Genomic DNA, 18,226 nt, shown 5'->3' with positions numbered 1-18,226 from the left:
AAAAGCTTTATTCTTTTCTATTATACAAAAAAAGCTTGTAGACTTGGTCTAATTCTTAGACTTTGTCTACAAGCTGAGAGCGGTTTGACGACCGCTCTTTCATTCCTTGGCAGATGTATTGATTGGCACGATCACGCGTTTGTCTTCAATGCTGATAAGCACGTGGACATCGCGGTTGAGGGCTAAGTCTTTAAAGCGCAGGGAATACATCCCTGTCGGATTTTTCTCCATCGACTGCACGACAACCTGGGAAAAACGGGGGTCATTCACCACAAGCTCGACGGCGTCCCCTTCTTTTTCGCTTTGTTCATCGGTCAGCAGGATGAATTGCCGCGCTGCTGCACTGGCGGGGAAAGATTCTCCCTTCACCCCGTCATACTTCACCTTTACCTTCTGACCGATTTTTAAATCCTCTCTATGTAACGATTTCTTTTTATCTGAATGAAACGTTGTCTGTTTATCGAATGAAAACCATATGTCATTGATTAGTACTTTATTATTCGAAATGTCTATATCAGTCGCAAAGCCTATGAAATCTTCATCTTGCTGAGGCTTGCCGACACCGGAAGCATTGCATCCGGATAAAAGAAAAAAGACACACAGCATGAATAGAACAGGTTGTTTTTTCATAGACTCCCTCCTTGTAAGATTAGACGTACTAAAGTACTATTTGGTTTCACTATTTTTTGAAAAAAAGTTTATTTCCGACTTTTTCGACAAATAATGGAATTAATTGATAGACGACACTCCCTGCATTCATCCAGCGGGGCAGATTGATTTCCCGGCGGTTTGTGAAGAGGGCGTCTACCACTTTTTCTGCTACAAAATCAGGCTTCAGCATCCACTTCTCGACATTTTTCACGTAGGTCCCGGATTCATCGGCAATGGAAAAGAAGTCTGTGGCGATCGGCCCGGGATTGACGGCTGTGACCTTCACACCGTATCTGGCCGCTTCCATCCGAAGGCTGTTGGTATAACCGAGAACCGCATGTTTCGATGCCGAATAGGCACTAGATTTAGGAGTGGCGAACTTTCCGGCCTGCGAAGCAATATTAATGATATGGCCGTTTCCCTGTTCACGCATATGGGACAGGACTTCTCCCGTGCATGCCATCAGACCCAGGACGTTCACTTCGAACATGCCCTTCACTTCCGCAAAAGGAACCTCATGCGCTTCTTTGAAGATGCCGAATCCTGCATTGTTGATGAGACCGTGGACTTTTCCGAAATCATTCAGGATCTTTTGAAAAACGCCGGGAATTTCTTCGTAGTCAGAAACATCAAGCGGGTAGATTTCGACTTTAGATGGGAAGCGGTCCTCGATCGTTTGCTTCAGCTCCTCCAGACGCGGAAGACGGCGTGCGATCAAGGCCAGGTTCCCTCCGTTCTCAGCCACCTTCAAGGCCATTCTTTCTCCGATTCCTCCTGATGCACCTGTGATGATGATATTCTTTCCTTTGATTCTGTCATTCATTTCCCTCACCTCGATTATGCATGGTAATAAAGAGTATCCCCTTGTTTTTCTTTTCTGATCGACCCGAGGGATTCCAGATAATCCAATTGGCCGATTGTTTCTGACAAGGTAAGGCCGAGCTCCTTTTTATAAACCGTAGGAAACAGGAGCCTGCAAATATCGAAAACAGTCTGCTGCTTCCCGCGGATCATCCCCAGGACCCCCTCTGCCCTTTCCGCCTGTTTCGTAAGTCTTTTCGGGATCAGGGCATGTACATGGTCGACTTCCTCCCCGTGTCCTGTATAAGCGTATGAAATGGGGATATCCATTAACTTTCTTAAAGATTCGTTGTACTGCAGGAGAGGCTTTGTCCGCTTGTCCCCTCCCTCGAAGGGCGGTTCGATGATCGGGTTGGGAGAGATATGGGCGAGGATGTGATCGCCGGCGATCATCACACCGTCACTTTCCCGGTAAAAAGAAAGGTGGCTCTGGGCATGACCGAGTGTTTCGATGATCCTCCACCCAGGCAGACCAGGTAAGGCGTCCCCTTCTTTTATCACTATGTCCAGCGCCCTGTTTCCCATATACTTCAGCGGGCTTTTGAATTTCGGGACTGCAGCAAGGTAAACATCCGGAAGCCCCGATTCCTTCCCCAATTGATGAAAAAAACGGTCATAGAATCTGTGGAAATATTCATCTCTGTCGATCCAGTACCGGTTGTAAGAATGGCCGATTATTTTCACGGAATCCGGGAATCTTTCGAGCAAACCTGCATGATCGGGATGATGATGGGTAAGGATGATCTGTTCGATATCATCAATTGAATAACCCAATGAACCAAGCGCGGATTTCAGCTGTTCCCATGCGGTATCCGTCAGCGGACCGGCATCCACCAGGGAAAGCACGTCCCCTTTTATCAAATAGACATTGACGTCCCCGACCGCATACGGAGTTGACAATGTAATCTTGGCAATATTATTCACAAAAGCTGTTGTCATGGTTTCACCACATTCCAGTATATTCGATCATGAAAAATGAATGATCCTTCATTTCATAGTGTACATTTTATTCCTTTCTTTGTCATTTTTCTTATCTTGTGAATATACTGAAATAAGCACTTGACAGACAAGCTGCTTTTTTAAGATAATCACCTATAACATATTGGTAAAGCGATGATAAAGAATAGTAACGGACAAATGACGCAAGAGAACGGTGCCCGTCAGGCTGGAAGGCACTGTCGTCCACTTTGTCTGTGAACCTGCCTTTAGAGCGTCTTTAAAATAGAACGTCTCCAGCGTTACATGGAAATCAAGTGTATCCCCCGGCTTTCCCGGTGGATAAAACAAGGTGGTACCACGGAAGCATGACCCTTTCGTCCTTTATGGATGAAGGGGTCTTTTGTTTTTTCAAGCAGGATTAGCTGCAGCATTTTTCATAAGGAGGGAATAGTAAAATGAAGACATTATTTGTCGGTGCCGGGTCAATGGCACATGCCTTGTTAAACGGGGCCCTTGAGGCAAGGGTTTTGGAGAAAGAAAACGTGTACGTCACGAATCGGTCCAACCGTCAGCGGCTGACAGAGGTAACAAACCATTTCGGTGTAAACGGGGTGCATGCCCCCCTCCCTTCACATGAACCATTCGACGTGGTCATCCTGGCCATGAAGCCAAAGGATTTCCACTCTGCAGCTCCTGCCGTCAAGCATTTTTTGACCGGTGATACGCTTGTCATATCTGTTCTTGCGGGCATTGGCATCGAGCAGATCCGGGAAGCCCTGTCATTCAACGGGGCGATTGCAAGGGCGATGCCGAATACGAGTGCTTCAGTGGGACGATCCGCGACGGCCGTCACCTGTAATGGATCTCTCTCAGAAAAGCAGAGGGAATGGACAATGAAGTTTTTCTCTTCGGTCGGTTTGGCGGTGGAAGTCCCGGAAGAACAGATGGATTTGATCACAGCCGTATCAGGAAGCGGACCGGCTTATATTTATTATGTCGCAGAAATGCTTGAAAAAGCGGCAGTGGACCTGGGGCTGCACAGTGAACTGGCAAAAGCCCTGATTAGGGAAACCATTTCAGGTGCATCCGTGATGCTTGAGAAATCCGGCCTCGAAGCTGAAATCCTTCGAAAGAATGTAACCAGCCCGGGCGGAACGACGGAAGCAGGCATCAGTGTCCTTGACAAATATGGAGTAAGCGAAGCCTTTACCCATTGTGTCGATGCAGCAAAGAACCGCTCCAAGGAGATGGGAAGTGAAGTGCTTTTGAACCGGGTAAAATAAAAAGCAGATTTCTTTCTTCACCAAAAAGCTGCTGATATAATGAAAACGCATTATTATTTAGGTACTCGAAATATAGGCGAAAGGGGATTTTTTTGCATTGAAATCAAAACTGTTCGAACCTTATACATTGAAGAATATTGAGCTGAAAAACCGTATCGTGATGGCACCGATGTGCATGTACTCTTCCCATAATGAAGATGGGAAAGTGGAAAACTGGCACCGGACCCATTACGTGAGCAGGGCTGTCGGCGGTACAGGCTTGATCATACAGGAAGCGACCGCGGTCACACCGCAGGGCAGGATCTCCCCGCAGGACCTCGGCATCTGGAGCGACGACCACATTGAAGGGTTGAGCGAACTAGTGAGCCTTATCAAGGAGCAAGGGGCGAAGACAGGAATCCAGCTGGCCCACGCCGGCAGAAAAGCCGTGTTGGAAGGTGACATCATCGCTCCTTCTTCAATCCCTTTCAATGAAGATATGAAAACCCCATTGGAAATGACAGCAGATGATATCAAAGAAACCATCACCGCATTCGTGAGAGGCGCGGAAAGAGCCAAAAAGGCTGGTTTCGATGTTATCGAGATCCATGGTGCCCATGGTTACCTCATCAACGAGTTCCTGTCACCACTCTCGAATAAACGCAGCGATGAATATGGCGGGTCTGCAGAAAACCGCTACCGCTTCCTCCGTCAAGTGATTGACGGCATAAAAGCAGTATGGGACGGCCCCCTCCTCGTGCGTGTATCGGCAAAAGATTACCACGAAGACGGACTGGACGCTGAAGATTATGTGGTATTTTCACAATGGATGAAGGAGCAGGGTGTCGACCTGATCGACGTAAGCTCCGGAGCCGTCGTTCCGGCCCGGATACCGGTATACCCTGGTTATCAGGTGAAGCTTGCCGAAACCATCAAAGAAGGGGCCGGCATCCCTGCAGGAGCCGTCGGCCTCATCACCTCCGGCCTTCAAGCTGAAGAAATCCTGCAAAATGACCGTGCAGACTTGATCTTCCTCGGAAGGGAACTCCTCCGGAACCCATACTGGCCGCGCACCGCAGCGGGCGAACTGAACGAAGAAATCGAAGCACCGAAGCAGTATGAACGGGGCTGGTGAGACGAAAAGCGGAGGCGGCCCGTTCAGCCCCGACAAGCGTTGGAAGTCCGGCAAGTGAAGTCGCTCTTTGACTTCAGTGGACGGACTGAAACGTCTCGAGGGGCTGGCCGCAGGAGCTAGACAATTAGAAAAGCGGAAGTGGGCGTTTGCTCCCTTTGAAAAATGTTCTTAGGCTTTAGAGGCACTGTTTGCCTCAAAAGCCTAAGGTTAATTTTCAAACGGGAGCAGACCACTCGAGCTGGACAATGAGAAAAGCGGAGGCGGCTCGCTCTGGGACGACAAGCATAAGGCGAGCCAGCCGGAAAGGCGTTTTTTGCCTTTTTGGCTGGCTTGACTTATGACCTCGAGTCCCAAGCCGCCGGAGCTGGACATGAGAAAAGCGGAGGCGGCCCGTTCAGCCCCGACAAGCGTTGGAAGCCCGGCAAGTGAAGTCGCTCTTTGACTTCAGTGGACGGACTGAAACGTCTCGAGGGGCTGGCCGCAGGAGCTGGACAATTAGAAAAGCGGAAGGGCTTTGACCAGAGGCGTGGGGCATAAGACGAAGGGGCCGGGAAGGCCCCACGGTCCGGCCAGCACCTTGTTCCCGCTGAAAGCAAACCGACAGAAGATGGCTATTTAAAGATTTGATAATAAAATCCTGTTTTTGATAATATATTGGGATTTTTGATAATATATTGTCCGTTTTTGATAATAAGTCTGATTGGAAGCTTGATTCGAGGTCGTTCTGAGGGCCAGGATGATTCATAGATGGTAAATTTCAACCATGATTGATGAATTTTTCTATAAAACAACGATTTTGAATAAAATTCATACAGTTTTCGCTGAAAAGGATGCTCGGAATGTGGAGATGATCTCCGCATATCCATGCATCCTTTTTAATTACCGGATGAAATCATATCTCCCAAACCCGACGGACCAGCCCTTCACCCGCATTTATAAGATACACATCCGGGTTGCTCAATGCGAACAGTTCATCATATCCATACTTCTCGTCGAAGTAACGAAGGAGCAAAGTCGATAGGTTTCCATGGCTCACGACGACAATGTGATCTTCTTTTCTTTCCAGGACATCGTCAATAAAAGAAGAAGCACGTGCCATTGCCTGTTCATTTGATTCTCCCCCGGGAAAGGCTAGTGAAAAATCCTCAAAACTTTCCCTCAGTCTGTCCTTCCAATCCGGAAGATCTTTTTCACTGAGGATCCGTTCGCCCAGGCGCTCATCTTCCTGAACGGAGATCCCGCTGCAATCTGAGAACGGCTGGATGGTTTGCAGCGTTCGCGTGAAAGGGCTGGAATAAATCGCTTCAATCGGATATTTTCCAAGGAAGGAAGAGAGGCGGTGCGCCTGCTCCCTCCCTTCTGCTGTCAAAGATTCATGAAACGCCTGGCCACCTGCTTTGGCATGACGGACGATATAGATGGTTTTCATGACAGGGTCTCCTCTCTACTATTTTTTCACTGGTATCGTATATTCCAAAAAGTCTTTTGCTATGTAGCTTTCAGGAAAGGTTTCCCTTGCCTCCTTTTGCAGCTCCGGCCAGGATTCTTTCGCGAACCGTGAAGAGATGTGGGTCAGGAACAGGACATTGACCCCGGATTCTGAGGCTGTCTGTGCGGCCTGTTCGGTTGTAGAATGAAAATATTCATAAGCCATTTCTTCCTGATCTTTATTGAATGTCGCTTCATGGACAAGAACATCAGCAGACTTCGCAAGCTCGTATGCAGGCCTGCAGGTTCGTGTATCCCCGAGTATGGTAACCACGCGTCCCGGGATGGAATGGCCTAAATACTCTTTTCCGTCGACGATGCTCCCATCATCAAGAACCACTGCTTCGCCCGCTTTAAGCCTCTTATAGATTGGCCCGGGCTTCACTCCCCTCTCCTTCAAACGGTCTACCTGGAGTTCACCTGGCTTATCCTTTTCCTCCACTCGGTAGCCAAATGTCTGAAGACCGTGCTGGAGTTCCTTCGCTTCTACTCTGAAACTCTCATCTTCAAAGACAATCCCTTCTTCCACTTCCACGATTTCAAGGGGGTATTTCAGATGGGTCTGGCTGATGGATAATGAGACTTCTATAAACTCTCTGATCCCTTTTGGTCCATAGACGACCAGCTCCGATTCCCCTCCCTGAAATGATCTGCTCCCAAGAAGGCCGGGCAGTCCATATATGTGATCACCATGAAGATGGGTGATAAAGATTTTTTCTATTCTTCTCGGCTTTAGACTTGTATGTAAAATCTGGTGCTGGGTGGCTTCACCGCAATCAAACAGCCACACCGCCCCTCTTTCTTCCAATAATTTCAAAGCAATGCTTGTCACATTGCGGAGCTTTGCCGGGACCCCGGCTCCCGTTCCTAAAAATAACAATTCCACATTCTTCACTCCCGCCTGCTTACGATTGGTATCCTTATCATAGCATATTTTCCCGTTTGAATTCCTTTGCTAAAGGAGCATTCAATCGGTTCATCCCACTTCCGCAGACAGACGGGAATTACGGGAATTTGTTATAAGTTTTAAAAATAAAGCCAACATAAAGAAGATGAAGATTTTGAAATGGGATCGACTGGCCACTGGAAGCGGCAGATAAATCCCAAATATTTCCCAATAACAAGCTTATCAGCAAATGATTTGCTAAATCCCCGTTTAATCTTTAAAATTAAGTAATTGTAATAGATATTAAATAGGAAGAAACCATTCAATTAAAACAGATAAGCAACTAGATAAAGTGAGGTCATGACTGTGAAAAACACTGATACACCCTCTTCTCTGATTACTATTTTTGGAGCTACAGGGGACTTAGCCAAAAGAAAACTATATCCATCCCTTTATCATTTATTCCGAAAAGGTAAAATCTCGGAACAGTTTGCCGTCATCGGTGTCGGACGCCGTGACTGGTCGAATGAAGAATTTCAAGAGCATGTAAGAACGTCCGTACATAATGCACTGGGGAGCCAGGAAAACATCGAGGGATTCGTTTCTCATTTTTACTATCAGCAAAACGATCTCTCAAACAGTGATTCTTATCAGGCTCAGAAGCAATTATCGGAAGAATTGGATGAACATTATCAGCTGGAAGGAAATCGTATCTTCTACCTGGCAATGGCACCGGAATTCTTCGGTACGATCACGGAAGATTTGAAAACACAAGGGTTGACCGATACGAAAGGGTTCCAGCGCCTGGTCATTGAAAAACCTTTCGGACATGACCTGCCGTCTGCTGAACAGCTGAACAGTCATATCCGCGAATCCTTTTCTGAAGATCAAATTTATCGTATCGATCACTATCTCGGTAAAGAAATGGTGCAGAATATCGAAGTCATCCGATTTGCGAATGCCATGTTCGAGCCGTTATGGAATAATCGGTATATCTCAAACATCCAGGTAACTTCTTCTGAAGAATTGGGTGTAGAGGAACGCGGAAGATATTATGAAAAAAGCGGTGCTCTCAGGGATATGGTGCAGAACCATATGCTTCAAATGGTCGCACTCCTCGCAATGGAGCCGCCGATCAAACTGACGACTGAAGAAATCAGAAGTGAAAAGGTCCGTGTGTTAAGGGCCCTCCGACCATTCAAACAGGATGAAGTGAAGGACTACTTTGTTCGTGGACAGTATGGTCCGGGCACTTCAAAAGGACAGACTGTGGTAGGGTATCGCGAAGCTGAAAATGTGGACGACTATTCCAATACTGAGACGTTTGTAGCAGGGAAATTAATGATTGATAATTTCCGCTGGGCAGGCGTGCCGTTCTATATCCGCACCGGGAAACGGATGGCCGCGAAGTCCACGAAGATCGTGATCCAATTCAAGGATATTCCGATGAATCTTTACTATAATACCGATAAGCCCTTGGCTCCGAACCTGCTCGTCATCCACATTCAGCCGGAAGAAGGGATCACCCTGCATCTGAATGTGAAGAAATCAGGACAGAACATTGAAACGACTCCTGTTAAATTAAACTTCGCCAATAACAGCGTCGACGGAATGAACACACCGGAAGCATATGAAAAACTCCTGCATGACTGCATGCGCGGGGACGCGACGAATTTCACCCACTGGGATGAAGTGAAACTTTCCTGGGCATTCGTCGACAAAATTTCCGAAGTTTGGGAAAAGACGCGTGATGAACAGTTCCCTAACTATGAGTCCGGTTCAATGGGACCAAAAGCTGCCGATAATCTACTCGCAAAAGACGGTTACTACTGGTGGCCGATCGCAAATTTGGATGTAGATCAATGTTAATATAAAGAAACACCAAAAAAGCCCCGCTGATTTCAGCGGGGCTTTTACTATTATTCTTATTTCATCCACTCAGTATGGAAAGTGCCTTCTTTATCAACTCGCTGATAGGTGTGTGCACCAAAGTAGTCACGCTGTGCCTGGATCAGGTTCGCAGGAAGCGTCTCTGTGCGGTAGCTGTCATAATAAGCAAGGGCAGCAGAGAATCCAGGTACCGGAACACCATTTTGAACGGCAACCGAGATGACCTCGCGCAGTGCATATTGATAACTTTCCACAATCTCTTTGAAGTAAGGATCAAGCAGCAGATTGGCAAGGTCTGACTCACGGTCATACGCTTCCTTGATCTTTTGCAGGAATTGGGCACGGATGATGCAGCCCCCTCGGAAGATCATGGCGATATCACCGTATTGAAGGTTCCAATCATATTCATCGCTCGCCGAACGCATCTGGGCGAATCCTTGTGCATATGAAACAATCTTACTCATATAAAGTGCCTTGCGAATGGATTCGATGAGCGCTTCCTTGTCACCTTTGAATTCGGAAGTGTCGGGACCGTTCAGGATCTTGCTCGCTTTTACACGTTCGTCTTTGATTGCTGAAATGAAGCGTGCAAAGACGGATTCAGTGATGATCGGCAAGGACACACCAAGGTCAAGGGCACTTTGGCTGGTCCATTTCCCGGTACCCTTTTGACCGGCTTTATCCAGGATCACATCGACCATCGGCTTTCCTGTTTCCTCATCTTTTTTCGTGAAGATATCGGCCGTGATTTCGATCAGGTAGCTGTCGAGTTCGCCTTTATTCCAGTCGGCAAACACTTCGTGGAGTTCTTCGGCATTTAAACCGAGAACGTTTTTCATAAGGAAGTAAGATTCTGCGATCAGCTGCATATCCCCGTATTCAATGCCGTTATGAACCATCTTCACATAGTGGCCGGCACCGTCCGGACCGATGTAGGTCGTACATGCTTCACCGTTCACTTTGGCAGCGATGTCTTCAAGGATGGGAGCAACAAGGTCATACGCTTCCTTTTGACCGCCAGGCATGATCGAAGGGCCTGTCAATGCCCCTTCTTCCCCTCCTGATACACCCGTACCGATGAAGTGGATGCCGGATTCGCTCAGTTCTTGGTTTCGTCTTCTAGTATCTTCAAAGAAGGTATTTCCGCCGTCGATCAGGATATCCCCTTTCTCGAGGAAAGGCTTCAATTGATCGATTGTAGCATCCGTTGCTTTACCCGCTTTTACCATAAGGAGGATTTTCCTTGGTTTTTCGAGTGAGTTCACGAACTCTTCAATTGTGTATGTAGGAACAACTTTCTTTCCTGTTGATTCATTCACCATTTCATCCGTCTTTTCACGGGAACGATTATAAACAGACACAGAATATCCTCTGCTTTCAATATTCCATGCAAGGTTTTTACCCATTACTGCCAATCCAATAACGCCGATTTCTTGCTTAGACATTTCGTTCAACGTCCTTTCTGTGTGGTTTTACTGGTTATAGAAATCATTTCTTTAACACGCAGTCAATCCATTTCAATCTAACAAGAATACGGACCTGATGCAAATCATCCGTTCCCTGCAACCGCATCAATCATTTAGAATGCCCATTAATCGCGTAAAAAGTCCTTGTTAAAACTTGTGTCCTGTTTTGTATCATATGAAGGTTTCTTGTCTTTTCCCCTGATCCCTTTTGAAATGGCGTCTTTCCCGAACTTTTCCTGCAATTGAGAAAGTACATTGTACAGTGGTTCTTCCTTGGCTGCACTTTCATATGAGAAAAGATCAAGCTGCTCTGTCGCCTCGTTTTTCTCCATTAGATCCTGTGCCGTCACTCCAAGCAGCCGGACCGGATCCCCGTTCCAATGCTTTAAAAACAGCTGCCTGGCGTGTTGGAAGAGATCTTCTTTTGTACTGACAGGGTTTTCGGTCTTTCTGCTTCTCGTAATGGTTTTCCGGTATTTATCCCGGATCATGATCTGGACAGTCGTTCCCACAACGTCCTTCTGATGCAGCCGCTGGGAGACTTTTGCGCAGAGCTTTTCAATGGTGGATAAAAGTTCACTCTGGTTCGCAGTATCCCTAGGGAGTGTGGTGGAATTTCCGACGCTCTTATAATCATAAATCGAATCGGGATCCACGACTCTCCGGTCTATCCCGTTTGCCCGTTCTTTCAAGCGAAGCCCGTTGATTCCCAGTACAGATTTGAGCTGTATTTCGTTGGCCGTTGCAAGGTCTTTGCATGTAACGACTCCGATCGTTTCCAGCTTTTCGGCGGTTTTAGAACCGACACCGTGCATTTCGATTACAGGGAGCGGCCATAACTTCCCCGGGATATCCCGTTTCCTCAATACAGTTATGCCCATCGGTTTTTTCATATCAGAAGCGGTTTTTGCAAGGAATTTATTTGGCGCAATCCCGATCGAGCAGGGCAGGTCCAGCTGACTCTTGATTTGGTGTTGAATGGAAGAGGCTATTTCAAGCGGGCTTCCTTTTTCATATGAATCGGTAATATCGATGTACCCTTCATCGATGGAAACCGGTTCCACCAGTTCGGAGTATTGCCTTAGAATATCGAACATGCCCCTTGAAGCAGCACGGTAGCGATCGAAGTTCGGTGTTTTTATTATCAGATCCGGGCATAATTTCCTTGCTTCCCAAAGAGGCATCGTTGTTTTCACCCCGAAGCTTCTGGCTTCGTAGCTGCATGTAACAATGATGCCCTTTCTCTCCTTCGGGTTTCCCGCGATTGCCAGCGGCTTTCCTTTAAGACTTGGATCAAATGCCATTTCAACCGATGCATAGAAGCTGTTCATATCGACATGAAGAATGACCCTGCCATTCTTGGGATAAAGTGAATTCATACTATCGCATCTTTCGTTTTATTAGTTTTGGGAGATTTTTTGCTCGTAAACATAGTCCCTGATTTCTTTCATACCTTCAAGGCTCTCGATTAAAACCTCCGGATCGATCTTCGTGATCATACGATCCTCGAGATTGATGACACCATCGAAATACCTGGTCCTGGAGTATGCAAGGAGGCCGGCATCTGTCACTGCCCCTTTGGGAACTTCCAGGATCTCTTTCGCTTCTTTTACCACGAGGCCTGCCTGGAGTGTTTCAGTATGGATGACCAGGAGAAACAGCCCTTCTTCATTATCTGATCTTTGGTCATATAATATGGAAGATAGATCCAGTACCGGTATGAGTTCATTTCTCACTTTCACCAAACCGAGAACGTATGATGGCAGATGCGGAATCGGGTTGATGCCCTCCAGTTTTTCAATTGATACGACCTGTTCGATCGGGAGTGCATATTCTTCCCTGCCTGCATGGAATACAACTACTTTTGTCATGATTAGTGATGTCCCCTCTCAACTCTGTTTATGTTACTTCTAATGTACCATAATTAAATATATTTGAAGAGCTTGGAAGGATGTATTTAGAAATAATGAAAAAATGTCCATTAACAAATCGCTATTGTTAATGGACATTGGGCAGCTCCGGCGGATTGGGATTCGAGGTCATAAGTCAAGCCAGCCAAAAAGGCAAATAACGCGTTTCCTGCTGACTCGTCTTATGCTTGTCGTCCCAAATGACCCGCCTTCGCTTTTTTCTTATTCTGCTACTTCCTGAATGACCGCTACGACCATTTCTGCAAGTTTGTTCAGTTCTTCCACTGGCATTCTTTCATTTTTCGTATGGATTTCTTCATATCCCACCGCCAGGTTCACTGTCGGTACGCCGAAGCCTGCGATGACGTTGGCATCACTTCCGCCTCCGCTTGTCAGCAGTTCACTCGGGCGTCCGATTTTCTTGGCAGCACGTTTGGCAACTTCAACGACTTCGTCTCCGTCACTGAACTTGAAGCCTGGATACATGACATGGACTTCCACTTCAGCCTTTCCGCCCATTTCTTCCGCTGTCGTTTCAAATGCATGCTTCATTTTTTCTACTTGTGCTTCCATTTTTTCAGGAACCAGTGAACGTGCCTCTGCTAAAATGTCTACTTGCTCGCATACGATATTTGTAGCTTTACCGCCTTCGAAACGTCCGATATTCGCCGTTGTTTCTTCATCGATGCGGCCAAGCGGCATTTTAGCAATCGCTTTGGCTGCAATCGTGATGGCTGATACACCTTTTTCAGGAGCCACACCTGCATGCGCTGTTTTCCCAAAGATCGTTGCCAGGATTTTCGCCTGCGTAGGAGCCGCCACGATAATATTGCCGACTTTACCGTCAGAATCCAGTGCAAAACCGTACTTCGCTTTGACAAGAGAGGAATCAAGAGCTTTGGCCCCCACGAGACCCGACTCTTCCCCTACGGTAATGATGAATTGAATGTCACCGTGAGAGATATTCTGTTCTTTCAGCACAGTAATCGCTTCAAGCATCGTCGCAAGGCCGGCTTTATCATCAGCCCCAAGGATCGTCGTTCCGTCGGAGTAAACATAACCGTCTTCTTTCAAGGTCGGTTTAACACCTTTGGCAGGAACCACCGTATCCATATGGGAAGTGAAGTAAATCGTACCCACTCCATCTTTGTTACCCTTCAGGTTACAGATCAGGTTGCCGGCACCGTGTCCGGTCACATCCATGGTATCGTCCTCGTACACATCGACACCCAGGTCCGTGAACTTCTTCGTCAATACTTTTGCGATTTCAGCTTCATCTTTCGTTTCAGAATCGATTTGCACCAATTCAAGGAATTCATTCAATAAACGTTCTTGATTTATCATTTAATAGACCTCCACAATATGTATTCACTGTTCCAGTATATCGTGAATGCTGTGACCGGACAAATAAACTCCCTTACAGAGGGATGTTGCCGTGTTTCTTCGCCGGTCTCTCTTCTTTTTTATTTCTCATCATTTCAAGTCCCTGGATCAGCTTGATGCGGGTTTCACGCGGATCGATGACATCATCCACCATCCCCCGGGATGCTGCCACGTATGGATTGGCGAATTTCTCACGGTATTCTTCGATTTTCCGGGCGCGCAGTTCTTCAGGGTTATCGCTTGCAGCGATTTCCCTTGCGAAGATGATATTTGCCGCACCCTGCGGCCCCATCACGGCGATTTCGGCATTCGGCCATGCGAAAACAAGATCCGCACCAATCGACTTGCTGTTAAGTGCTACGTAAGCCCCTCCGTATGCTTTGCGCAGGATAACAGTCATCTTGGGCACCGTAGCTTCCGAGTAGGCATATAAAATTTTGGCTCCATGACGGATGATCCCCCCATGCTCCTGTTTGATCCCCGGGAAGAAGCCGGTGACATCTTCAAATGTAATAAGGGGGATATTGAACGAATCGCAGAAACGGATGAACCTCGATGCCTTATCGGATGAATCGATATCCAGTCCCCCCGCCATGAACTTCGGTTGATTGCAAACGAGCCCGACCACTTCGCCTTTGATTCGTGCAAGGCCGACAACGATATTTTTGGCAAATTCCTTTTGGACCTCCATGAAGCTGTCCGCGTCCACGATTTCATTGATGACTGTCCGCACGTCATAAGGCCGGAGCGCATCAAATGGGATGAGGTCGGTCAAGTCGGCACGGTAATCATCTTCTTCGGACGCTTCAAGGCGCGGCGGCTTTTCCTCGTTGTTCTGCGGCAGGTAGCTTAATAATCTGCGCACCTCGAGAAGGACCTCTTCCTCGGTCTTCCCCCTGAAATGGGCATTTCCGCTGATCGAATTGTGGACTTTCGCACCGCCGAGGTCTTCTGAACTGATTTTTTCCCCCGTCACTGTCTCTATTACCTTTGGACCGGTGATGAACATCTGGCTTGTTTCATCCACCATGAAAACAAAGTCCGTTATCGCAGGGGAATAGACTGCTCCTCCCGCACATGGGCCCATGATGACGGAAATCTGCGGGATCACTCCCGAGTAGATGGAATTACGATAGAAGATATGCCCGTAACCGTCGAGGGACACAACGCCCTCCTGGATCCGCGCACCGCCCGAGTCGTTCAAGCCGATGAAAGGGGCTCCGTTCTTGACGGCCAAATCCATGACATGGGCAATTTTTTTTGCATGCATTTCCCCGAGTGCCCCGCCGAACACAGTGAAGTCCTGTGAAAAGAGATAAATCGGCTTACCGTCCACTTTTCCGTATCCGGTGACGACTCCGTCCCCTGGTCCTTCCACTCCGTTCAAGCCGAAATCCGAACATCTGTGTTCGATGAATGGGTTCAATTCAACGAAACTTCCCGGATCGACCAGGATATCGATCCTTTCCCTTGCCGTCAGTTTCCCTTTTTCATGCTGTTTATCAATTTTTGCGTCACCGCCGCCAAGTTCCACTTCGCGCCTGCGGTCATACAGTTCATTAATTTTTTCATAGATATCCATTATGCAAGATCCTCCTTGGTGTTTGATTTATTACAAAGCTCGTACAGGACGCCGTGCGATGATTTTGGATGCATGAAGGCGACCATTGCTCCGCCTGCCCCCTGTTTCGGGGATTCATTGATCATTTTCACGCCTTTTTCCTTCAATTCGGCAAGGCGGTCTTCGATGTCTTGTACACCGAAAGCGACATGATGTATCCCTTCTCCCCTTTTCTCGATGAATTTTGCAACAGGACTTTCTTTATGTAGTGGTTCGAGTAATTCCAGTTTAATATTTCCTCCATCAATAAAAGCCACTTTCACTCCCTGGGATGCCACTTCTTCCATTTTCAGCAGCTTCAATCCAAGCGTTTGTTCATAAAATGGAAGAACATGTTCAATTGATGATACGGCTATCCCGATGTGATCCACTCTGTTCATTCTACCCATCCCCTTACTAATTTCTGCTTGCCTTCTTTTTATTCATTCGATTCCGGGTGTCGAAAATCCTCCTATTTTCACGAATAATTAAAGCGTTTTCTTTAAGGGGACAGGTTGTATTCTCAATCTATACGCGATAAAATATGCTTATAAAATTATTTAGGGTTTTACTGAATGAATGGAGAGATTCGATTGGGTAATAAAAAGATGAGAAAGATAGTCGTTTATTTAATGTTATTTGCAATGATTGCCTCCACGATTATGGCTGGCTTGACATTTTTATTATAGGTTCGGTATAAAAAAAGATTTGCCCTCCGTTTTAACGTGGGCAAATCTTTTTTATTTTGTCATGCTTAAACACCGCATTTGATTTCCGTGCAAGACTTCGCTTTCCGCGGGTAGCCCGTGAGCCTCCTCGTCACTACGTTCCTGCGGGGTCTCACTTGTCCAGCTCCGGCGGCTAGAGTCTCGAGACATAAGCCATGCCATCCAAAAAGGCAAAGAGCGCCTTTCCGGATGCCCTGTCTTATGCTTGTCATCTCTGAACGAGCCGCCTCCGCTTTTCTAGCTGTCCAGCTGCAGGGCTTAGAGGCACATGTCATAAGTCAAACCGACCAAGAAGGTAAAGAGCGCCTTCGTGATCGATTCGTCTTATGCCACACGCCTCTCTTCAAAGCCCTTCCGCTTTTCTAATAAGCTACTCTTCCCGCAGGAGTCTTCGTCTTGCACTCCAATCAAATGCTGGACCCGAGAACAAACACAGCAATCAACTACTATTAAAGCATTTTCATTTCAATGCACCATATTCCTCCCCCAGCTGCTGGAAGGTTTTTGGTGATTTGACGACGAGGATCTTTGTGCCGACGGGGACCCTGTCATAGATGAATTCTACGTTTTTGTTGAGCATCCGTATGCAGCCGTTTGAAATATATTTTCCGATGCTAGAAGGCCGATTGGTGCCGTGGACGCCGTAGATCCTTCCATCCGTCCCTTTTGCATCGAACCCGACCCACCTGGATCCCAGCGGGTTTCTCGGGTCACCGCCCGGAATATTCTTTTTGCGATAGTATGGATCTTTTGCTTTTACCGTTACGGTGAAAAGGCCTTCGGGTGTCAATTCGGTGGTTTTGCCGGTAGCCACGCCGTATGTGCCGGCAATCTTTCCTTCGTTGATGAAGGCAAGCTGATTATTTTCTTTGTTGACGATGAGAAACGGATCTCCCGGCAGCGGGTTCCTGCCCAGCGGCCAGATCGGAGACGCCATCAGCAAAATGGCAAGAAGTATACGCATTGCTTCTGTCACCCTTTACATTCGATCTTAGGTGTAGTGTACTTCTCTTTTGCCTTTCTCATTCTTTTGAATCCCCTTGAAGGAACTTTTGATCAATAGATACTGTTCCATCTCACGGACAAACTGATAAAGCGCCGCACGCACTTCAAATTCCTCGCGTGTTTGCGGGAGTTCCATCTGTTCGAATTCGACTTTCATATCGTACAATTTTTTCAGATAGAAAAGAGCTGTGTTACCCGGATGGATATGCTGACTCAGTTCTTCCAGGAAATGGGCTATTTTCTTACCCGGTTCCACTTTTATGGAAATGGAAGCAGCGATCGGCAGTATCCGCTGCAAAATCTCAAACTGCTTCTCCCTCATCTTGAAGTAAAGATAATATAAGTCCTCATGGCGGAGGAAGTGGTTTTCCACTTCTTTGAAGGCAAGGGTCTTTGCCTCTTTCAGCAATTCTTCTGTTTCCGTTATTTCCCTTCCGTCCCAGTCACTCTGATTGGTTTTGAGATGGTTGATCAGTTCACAGAAAATCTTATAAAAGTTTGCTTCGATCTGCTCCTGGTATTCGGCTAGTTTATTTTCCACACTCGGCATGTACAGATTCATGATGAGTGCAATGCCGATGCCGATCACGATGATCCCCAGTTCATTTTCAAAAAGTCCAAGCGTTACATTTCCCGCGGAATAGACGTGAAGGATGATGACCGAACTGGTGACAATCCCTTCTTTAATCCGCAATGACACCGTGACAGGGATGAAAACAAGAAGCAAGAGACCAATGACGGCCGGGTGGTACGCAATGAATTCAAAGAACGCCGCCGAGAAAAGCATGGCAATGACACATGCCGCAAATCTGCTTGAGGACGCCTGAACCGATTTTTTCTTTGTGTTTTGGATGCAGAGGATGGTCAGGATCCCCGCCGATACGAAATTATCAAGCTGGAAAAATTGGGCCAGACTGATCGCCAGGGCAGTCCCAATCCCGGTCTTAAGTGTACGATATCCTATTCGGAACATGCTTTTTCTCCTAACAGTTAAAATGATTCTTTAAGAATACCATAGAAAT

Annotated in this window: 17 protein-coding genes and 1 other annotated feature; of the genes, 4 read left to right on the top strand and 13 right to left on the bottom strand. The window is 47.0% G+C overall.

What is annotated here, in order from left to right:
• Nucleotides 1–99 precede the first annotated feature (99 nt).
• From ACKA06_RS14555 to ACKA06_RS14545, 3 genes are read right to left on the bottom strand one after another with little or no spacing between them, the layout of a single operon-like run.
• Complete coding sequence (locus ACKA06_RS14555) at nucleotides 100–630, bottom strand: DUF3221 domain-containing protein (protein WP_058297685.1); 531 nt, start codon at nucleotides 628–630, stop codon at nucleotides 100–102.
• Between the two features lie 49 nt (nucleotides 631–679).
• Nucleotides 680–1,474 carry an SDR family NAD(P)-dependent oxidoreductase gene (locus tag ACKA06_RS14550; RefSeq protein ID WP_411159963.1) on the bottom strand — a complete coding sequence of 265 codons (795 nt, stop codon included), beginning with the start codon at nucleotides 1,472–1,474 and terminating at the stop codon, nucleotides 680–682.
• 14 nt (nucleotides 1,475–1,488) lie between these two features.
• Nucleotides 1,489–2,451, bottom strand: coding sequence for an MBL fold metallo-hydrolase (locus ACKA06_RS14545; RefSeq protein ID WP_058297687.1), 963 nt, complete (start codon nucleotides 2,449–2,451; stop codon nucleotides 1,489–1,491).
• 165 nt (nucleotides 2,452–2,616) lie between these two features.
• Nucleotides 2,617–2,836: a binding site (T-box leader), on the top strand.
• Nucleotides 2,837–2,906: 70 nt separating this feature from the next.
• On the opposite strand from ACKA06_RS14545, the gene proC reads away from it, so the two are divergent.
• The gene (gene proC / locus ACKA06_RS14540; protein WP_032087797.1) at nucleotides 2,907–3,734 is read left to right on the top strand and encodes a pyrroline-5-carboxylate reductase; all 828 of its coding nucleotides are present in this window, start codon (nucleotides 2,907–2,909) and stop codon (nucleotides 3,732–3,734) included.
• A 97-nt stretch (nucleotides 3,735–3,831) separates the two neighbouring features.
• Nucleotides 3,832–4,848, top strand: coding sequence for an NADPH dehydrogenase NamA (namA, locus tag ACKA06_RS14535; protein ID WP_411159962.1), 1,017 nt, complete (start codon nucleotides 3,832–3,834; stop codon nucleotides 4,846–4,848).
• An 892-nt stretch (nucleotides 4,849–5,740) separates the two neighbouring features.
• Here the strand turns inward: namA and ACKA06_RS14530 are convergent.
• Both ACKA06_RS14530 and rnz read right to left on the bottom strand, forming a co-directional pair.
• Nucleotides 5,741–6,277, bottom strand: a complete 537-nt coding sequence (locus tag ACKA06_RS14530) for a histidine phosphatase family protein (protein WP_198259261.1) — start codon at nucleotides 6,275–6,277, stop codon at nucleotides 5,741–5,743.
• A gap of 18 nt (nucleotides 6,278–6,295) precedes the next feature.
• Complete coding sequence (gene rnz, locus ACKA06_RS14525) at nucleotides 6,296–7,222, bottom strand: ribonuclease Z (RefSeq protein WP_032087794.1); 927 nt, start codon at nucleotides 7,220–7,222, stop codon at nucleotides 6,296–6,298.
• Nucleotides 7,223–7,588: 366 nt separating this feature from the next.
• Between rnz and zwf the strand changes: the two genes are divergently transcribed.
• Nucleotides 7,589–9,091, top strand: coding sequence for a glucose-6-phosphate dehydrogenase (gene zwf, locus ACKA06_RS14520; RefSeq protein ID WP_032087793.1), 1,503 nt, complete (start codon nucleotides 7,589–7,591; stop codon nucleotides 9,089–9,091).
• Nucleotides 9,092–9,147: 56 nt separating this feature from the next.
• Here the strand turns inward: zwf and gndA are convergent, their stop codons facing one another.
• The 6 genes from gndA to mce all read right to left on the bottom strand — a co-directional run bounded on the left by gndA (nucleotide 9,148) and on the right by mce (nucleotide 15,872).
• Entirely contained in the window at nucleotides 9,148–10,557 is a 1,410-nt protein-coding gene (gene gndA / locus ACKA06_RS14515; protein ID WP_198259262.1) for an NADP-dependent phosphogluconate dehydrogenase, read from the bottom strand.
• Nucleotides 10,558–10,703: 146 nt separating this feature from the next.
• A complete protein-coding gene (locus tag ACKA06_RS14510) occupies nucleotides 10,704–11,957 on the bottom strand; it encodes a DNA polymerase IV (RefSeq protein ID WP_198259263.1) in 1,254 nt (417 codons plus the stop codon).
• Between the two features lie 21 nt (nucleotides 11,958–11,978).
• Entirely contained in the window at nucleotides 11,979–12,449 is a 471-nt protein-coding gene (locus ACKA06_RS14505; protein WP_411159961.1) for a chemotaxis protein CheW, read from the bottom strand.
• A gap of 261 nt (nucleotides 12,450–12,710) precedes the next feature.
• Entirely contained in the window at nucleotides 12,711–13,832 is a 1,122-nt protein-coding gene (locus ACKA06_RS14500; protein ID WP_411159960.1) for a M20/M25/M40 family metallo-hydrolase, read from the bottom strand.
• A 73-nt stretch (nucleotides 13,833–13,905) separates the two neighbouring features.
• Nucleotides 13,906–15,453 carry an acyl-CoA carboxylase subunit beta gene (locus ACKA06_RS14495; RefSeq protein ID WP_032087788.1) on the bottom strand — a complete coding sequence of 516 codons (1,548 nt, stop codon included), beginning with the start codon at nucleotides 15,451–15,453 and terminating at the stop codon, nucleotides 13,906–13,908.
• A complete protein-coding gene (mce, locus tag ACKA06_RS14490) occupies nucleotides 15,453–15,872 on the bottom strand; it encodes a methylmalonyl-CoA epimerase (RefSeq protein WP_411159959.1) in 420 nt (139 codons plus the stop codon). Before mce ends, ACKA06_RS14495 begins: the two co-directional genes overlap by 1 nt.
• 174 nt (nucleotides 15,873–16,046) lie before the next feature.
• On the opposite strand from mce, the gene prli42 reads away from it, so the two are divergent.
• A complete protein-coding gene (prli42, locus tag ACKA06_RS14485) occupies nucleotides 16,047–16,160 on the top strand; it encodes a stressosome-associated protein Prli42 (protein WP_156416136.1) in 114 nt (37 codons plus the stop codon).
• Nucleotides 16,161–16,659: 499 nt separating this feature from the next.
• Here the strand turns inward: prli42 and ACKA06_RS14480 are convergent, their stop codons facing one another.
• Both ACKA06_RS14480 and ACKA06_RS14475 read right to left on the bottom strand, forming a co-directional pair.
• Nucleotides 16,660–17,163, bottom strand: a complete 504-nt coding sequence (locus tag ACKA06_RS14480; protein ID WP_411159958.1) for a L,D-transpeptidase — start codon at nucleotides 17,161–17,163, stop codon at nucleotides 16,660–16,662.
• A gap of 27 nt (nucleotides 17,164–17,190) precedes the next feature.
• A complete protein-coding gene (locus tag ACKA06_RS14475) occupies nucleotides 17,191–18,177 on the bottom strand; it encodes an aromatic acid exporter family protein (protein WP_058297697.1) in 987 nt (328 codons plus the stop codon).
• Nucleotides 18,178–18,226: the final 49 nt, after the last annotated feature.

It is taken from the genome of Rossellomorea oryzaecorticis (assembly GCF_045897515.1).
Lineage (GTDB): Bacteria > Bacillota > Bacilli > Bacillales > Bacillaceae_B > Rossellomorea > Rossellomorea enclensis.
The sequence above is the reverse complement of the archived record's forward strand: the minus strand, read 5'-3'. Positions and strand labels throughout refer to the sequence as shown.

Bases quoted from the DNA above. Each gene is read 5' to 3' on its own strand.
- ACKA06_RS14555 (WP_058297685.1), bottom strand. From the start codon at position 630: ATGAAAAAACAACCTGTTCTATTCATGCTGTGTGTCTTTTTTCTTTTA.
- ACKA06_RS14510 (WP_198259263.1), bottom strand. From the start codon at position 11,957: ATGAATTCACTTTATCCCAAGAATGGCAGGGTCATTCTTCATGTCGAT.
- ACKA06_RS14530 (WP_198259261.1), bottom strand. From the start codon at position 6,277: ATGAAAACCATCTATATCGTCCGTCATGCCAAAGCAGGTGGCCAGGCG.
- ACKA06_RS14480 (WP_411159958.1), bottom strand. From the start codon at position 17,163: ATGCGTATACTTCTTGCCATTTTGCTGATGGCGTCTCCGATCTGGCCG.
- ACKA06_RS14475 (WP_058297697.1), bottom strand. From the start codon at position 18,177: ATGTTCCGAATAGGATATCGTACACTTAAGACCGGGATTGGGACTGCC.
- ACKA06_RS14550 (WP_411159963.1), bottom strand. From the start codon at position 1,474: ATGAATGACAGAATCAAAGGAAAGAATATCATCATCACAGGTGCATCA.
- ACKA06_RS14545 (WP_058297687.1), bottom strand. From the start codon at position 2,451: ATGACAACAGCTTTTGTGAATAATATTGCCAAGATTACATTGTCAACT.
- ACKA06_RS14500 (WP_411159960.1), bottom strand. From the start codon at position 13,832: ATGATAAATCAAGAACGTTTATTGAATGAATTCCTTGAATTGGTGCAA.
- ACKA06_RS14505 (WP_411159961.1), bottom strand. From the start codon at position 12,449: ATGACAAAAGTAGTTGTATTCCATGCAGGCAGGGAAGAATATGCACTC.
- prli42 (WP_156416136.1), top strand. From the start codon at position 16,047: ATGAATGGAGAGATTCGATTGGGTAATAAAAAGATGAGAAAGATAGTC.
- gndA (WP_198259262.1), bottom strand. From the start codon at position 10,557: ATGTCTAAGCAAGAAATCGGCGTTATTGGATTGGCAGTAATGGGTAAA.
- proC (WP_032087797.1), top strand. From the start codon at position 2,907: ATGAAGACATTATTTGTCGGTGCCGGGTCAATGGCACATGCCTTGTTA.
- ACKA06_RS14495 (WP_032087788.1), bottom strand. From the start codon at position 15,453: ATGGATATCTATGAAAAAATTAATGAACTGTATGACCGCAGGCGCGAA.
- mce (WP_411159959.1), bottom strand. From the start codon at position 15,872: ATGAACAGAGTGGATCACATCGGGATAGCCGTATCATCAATTGAACAT.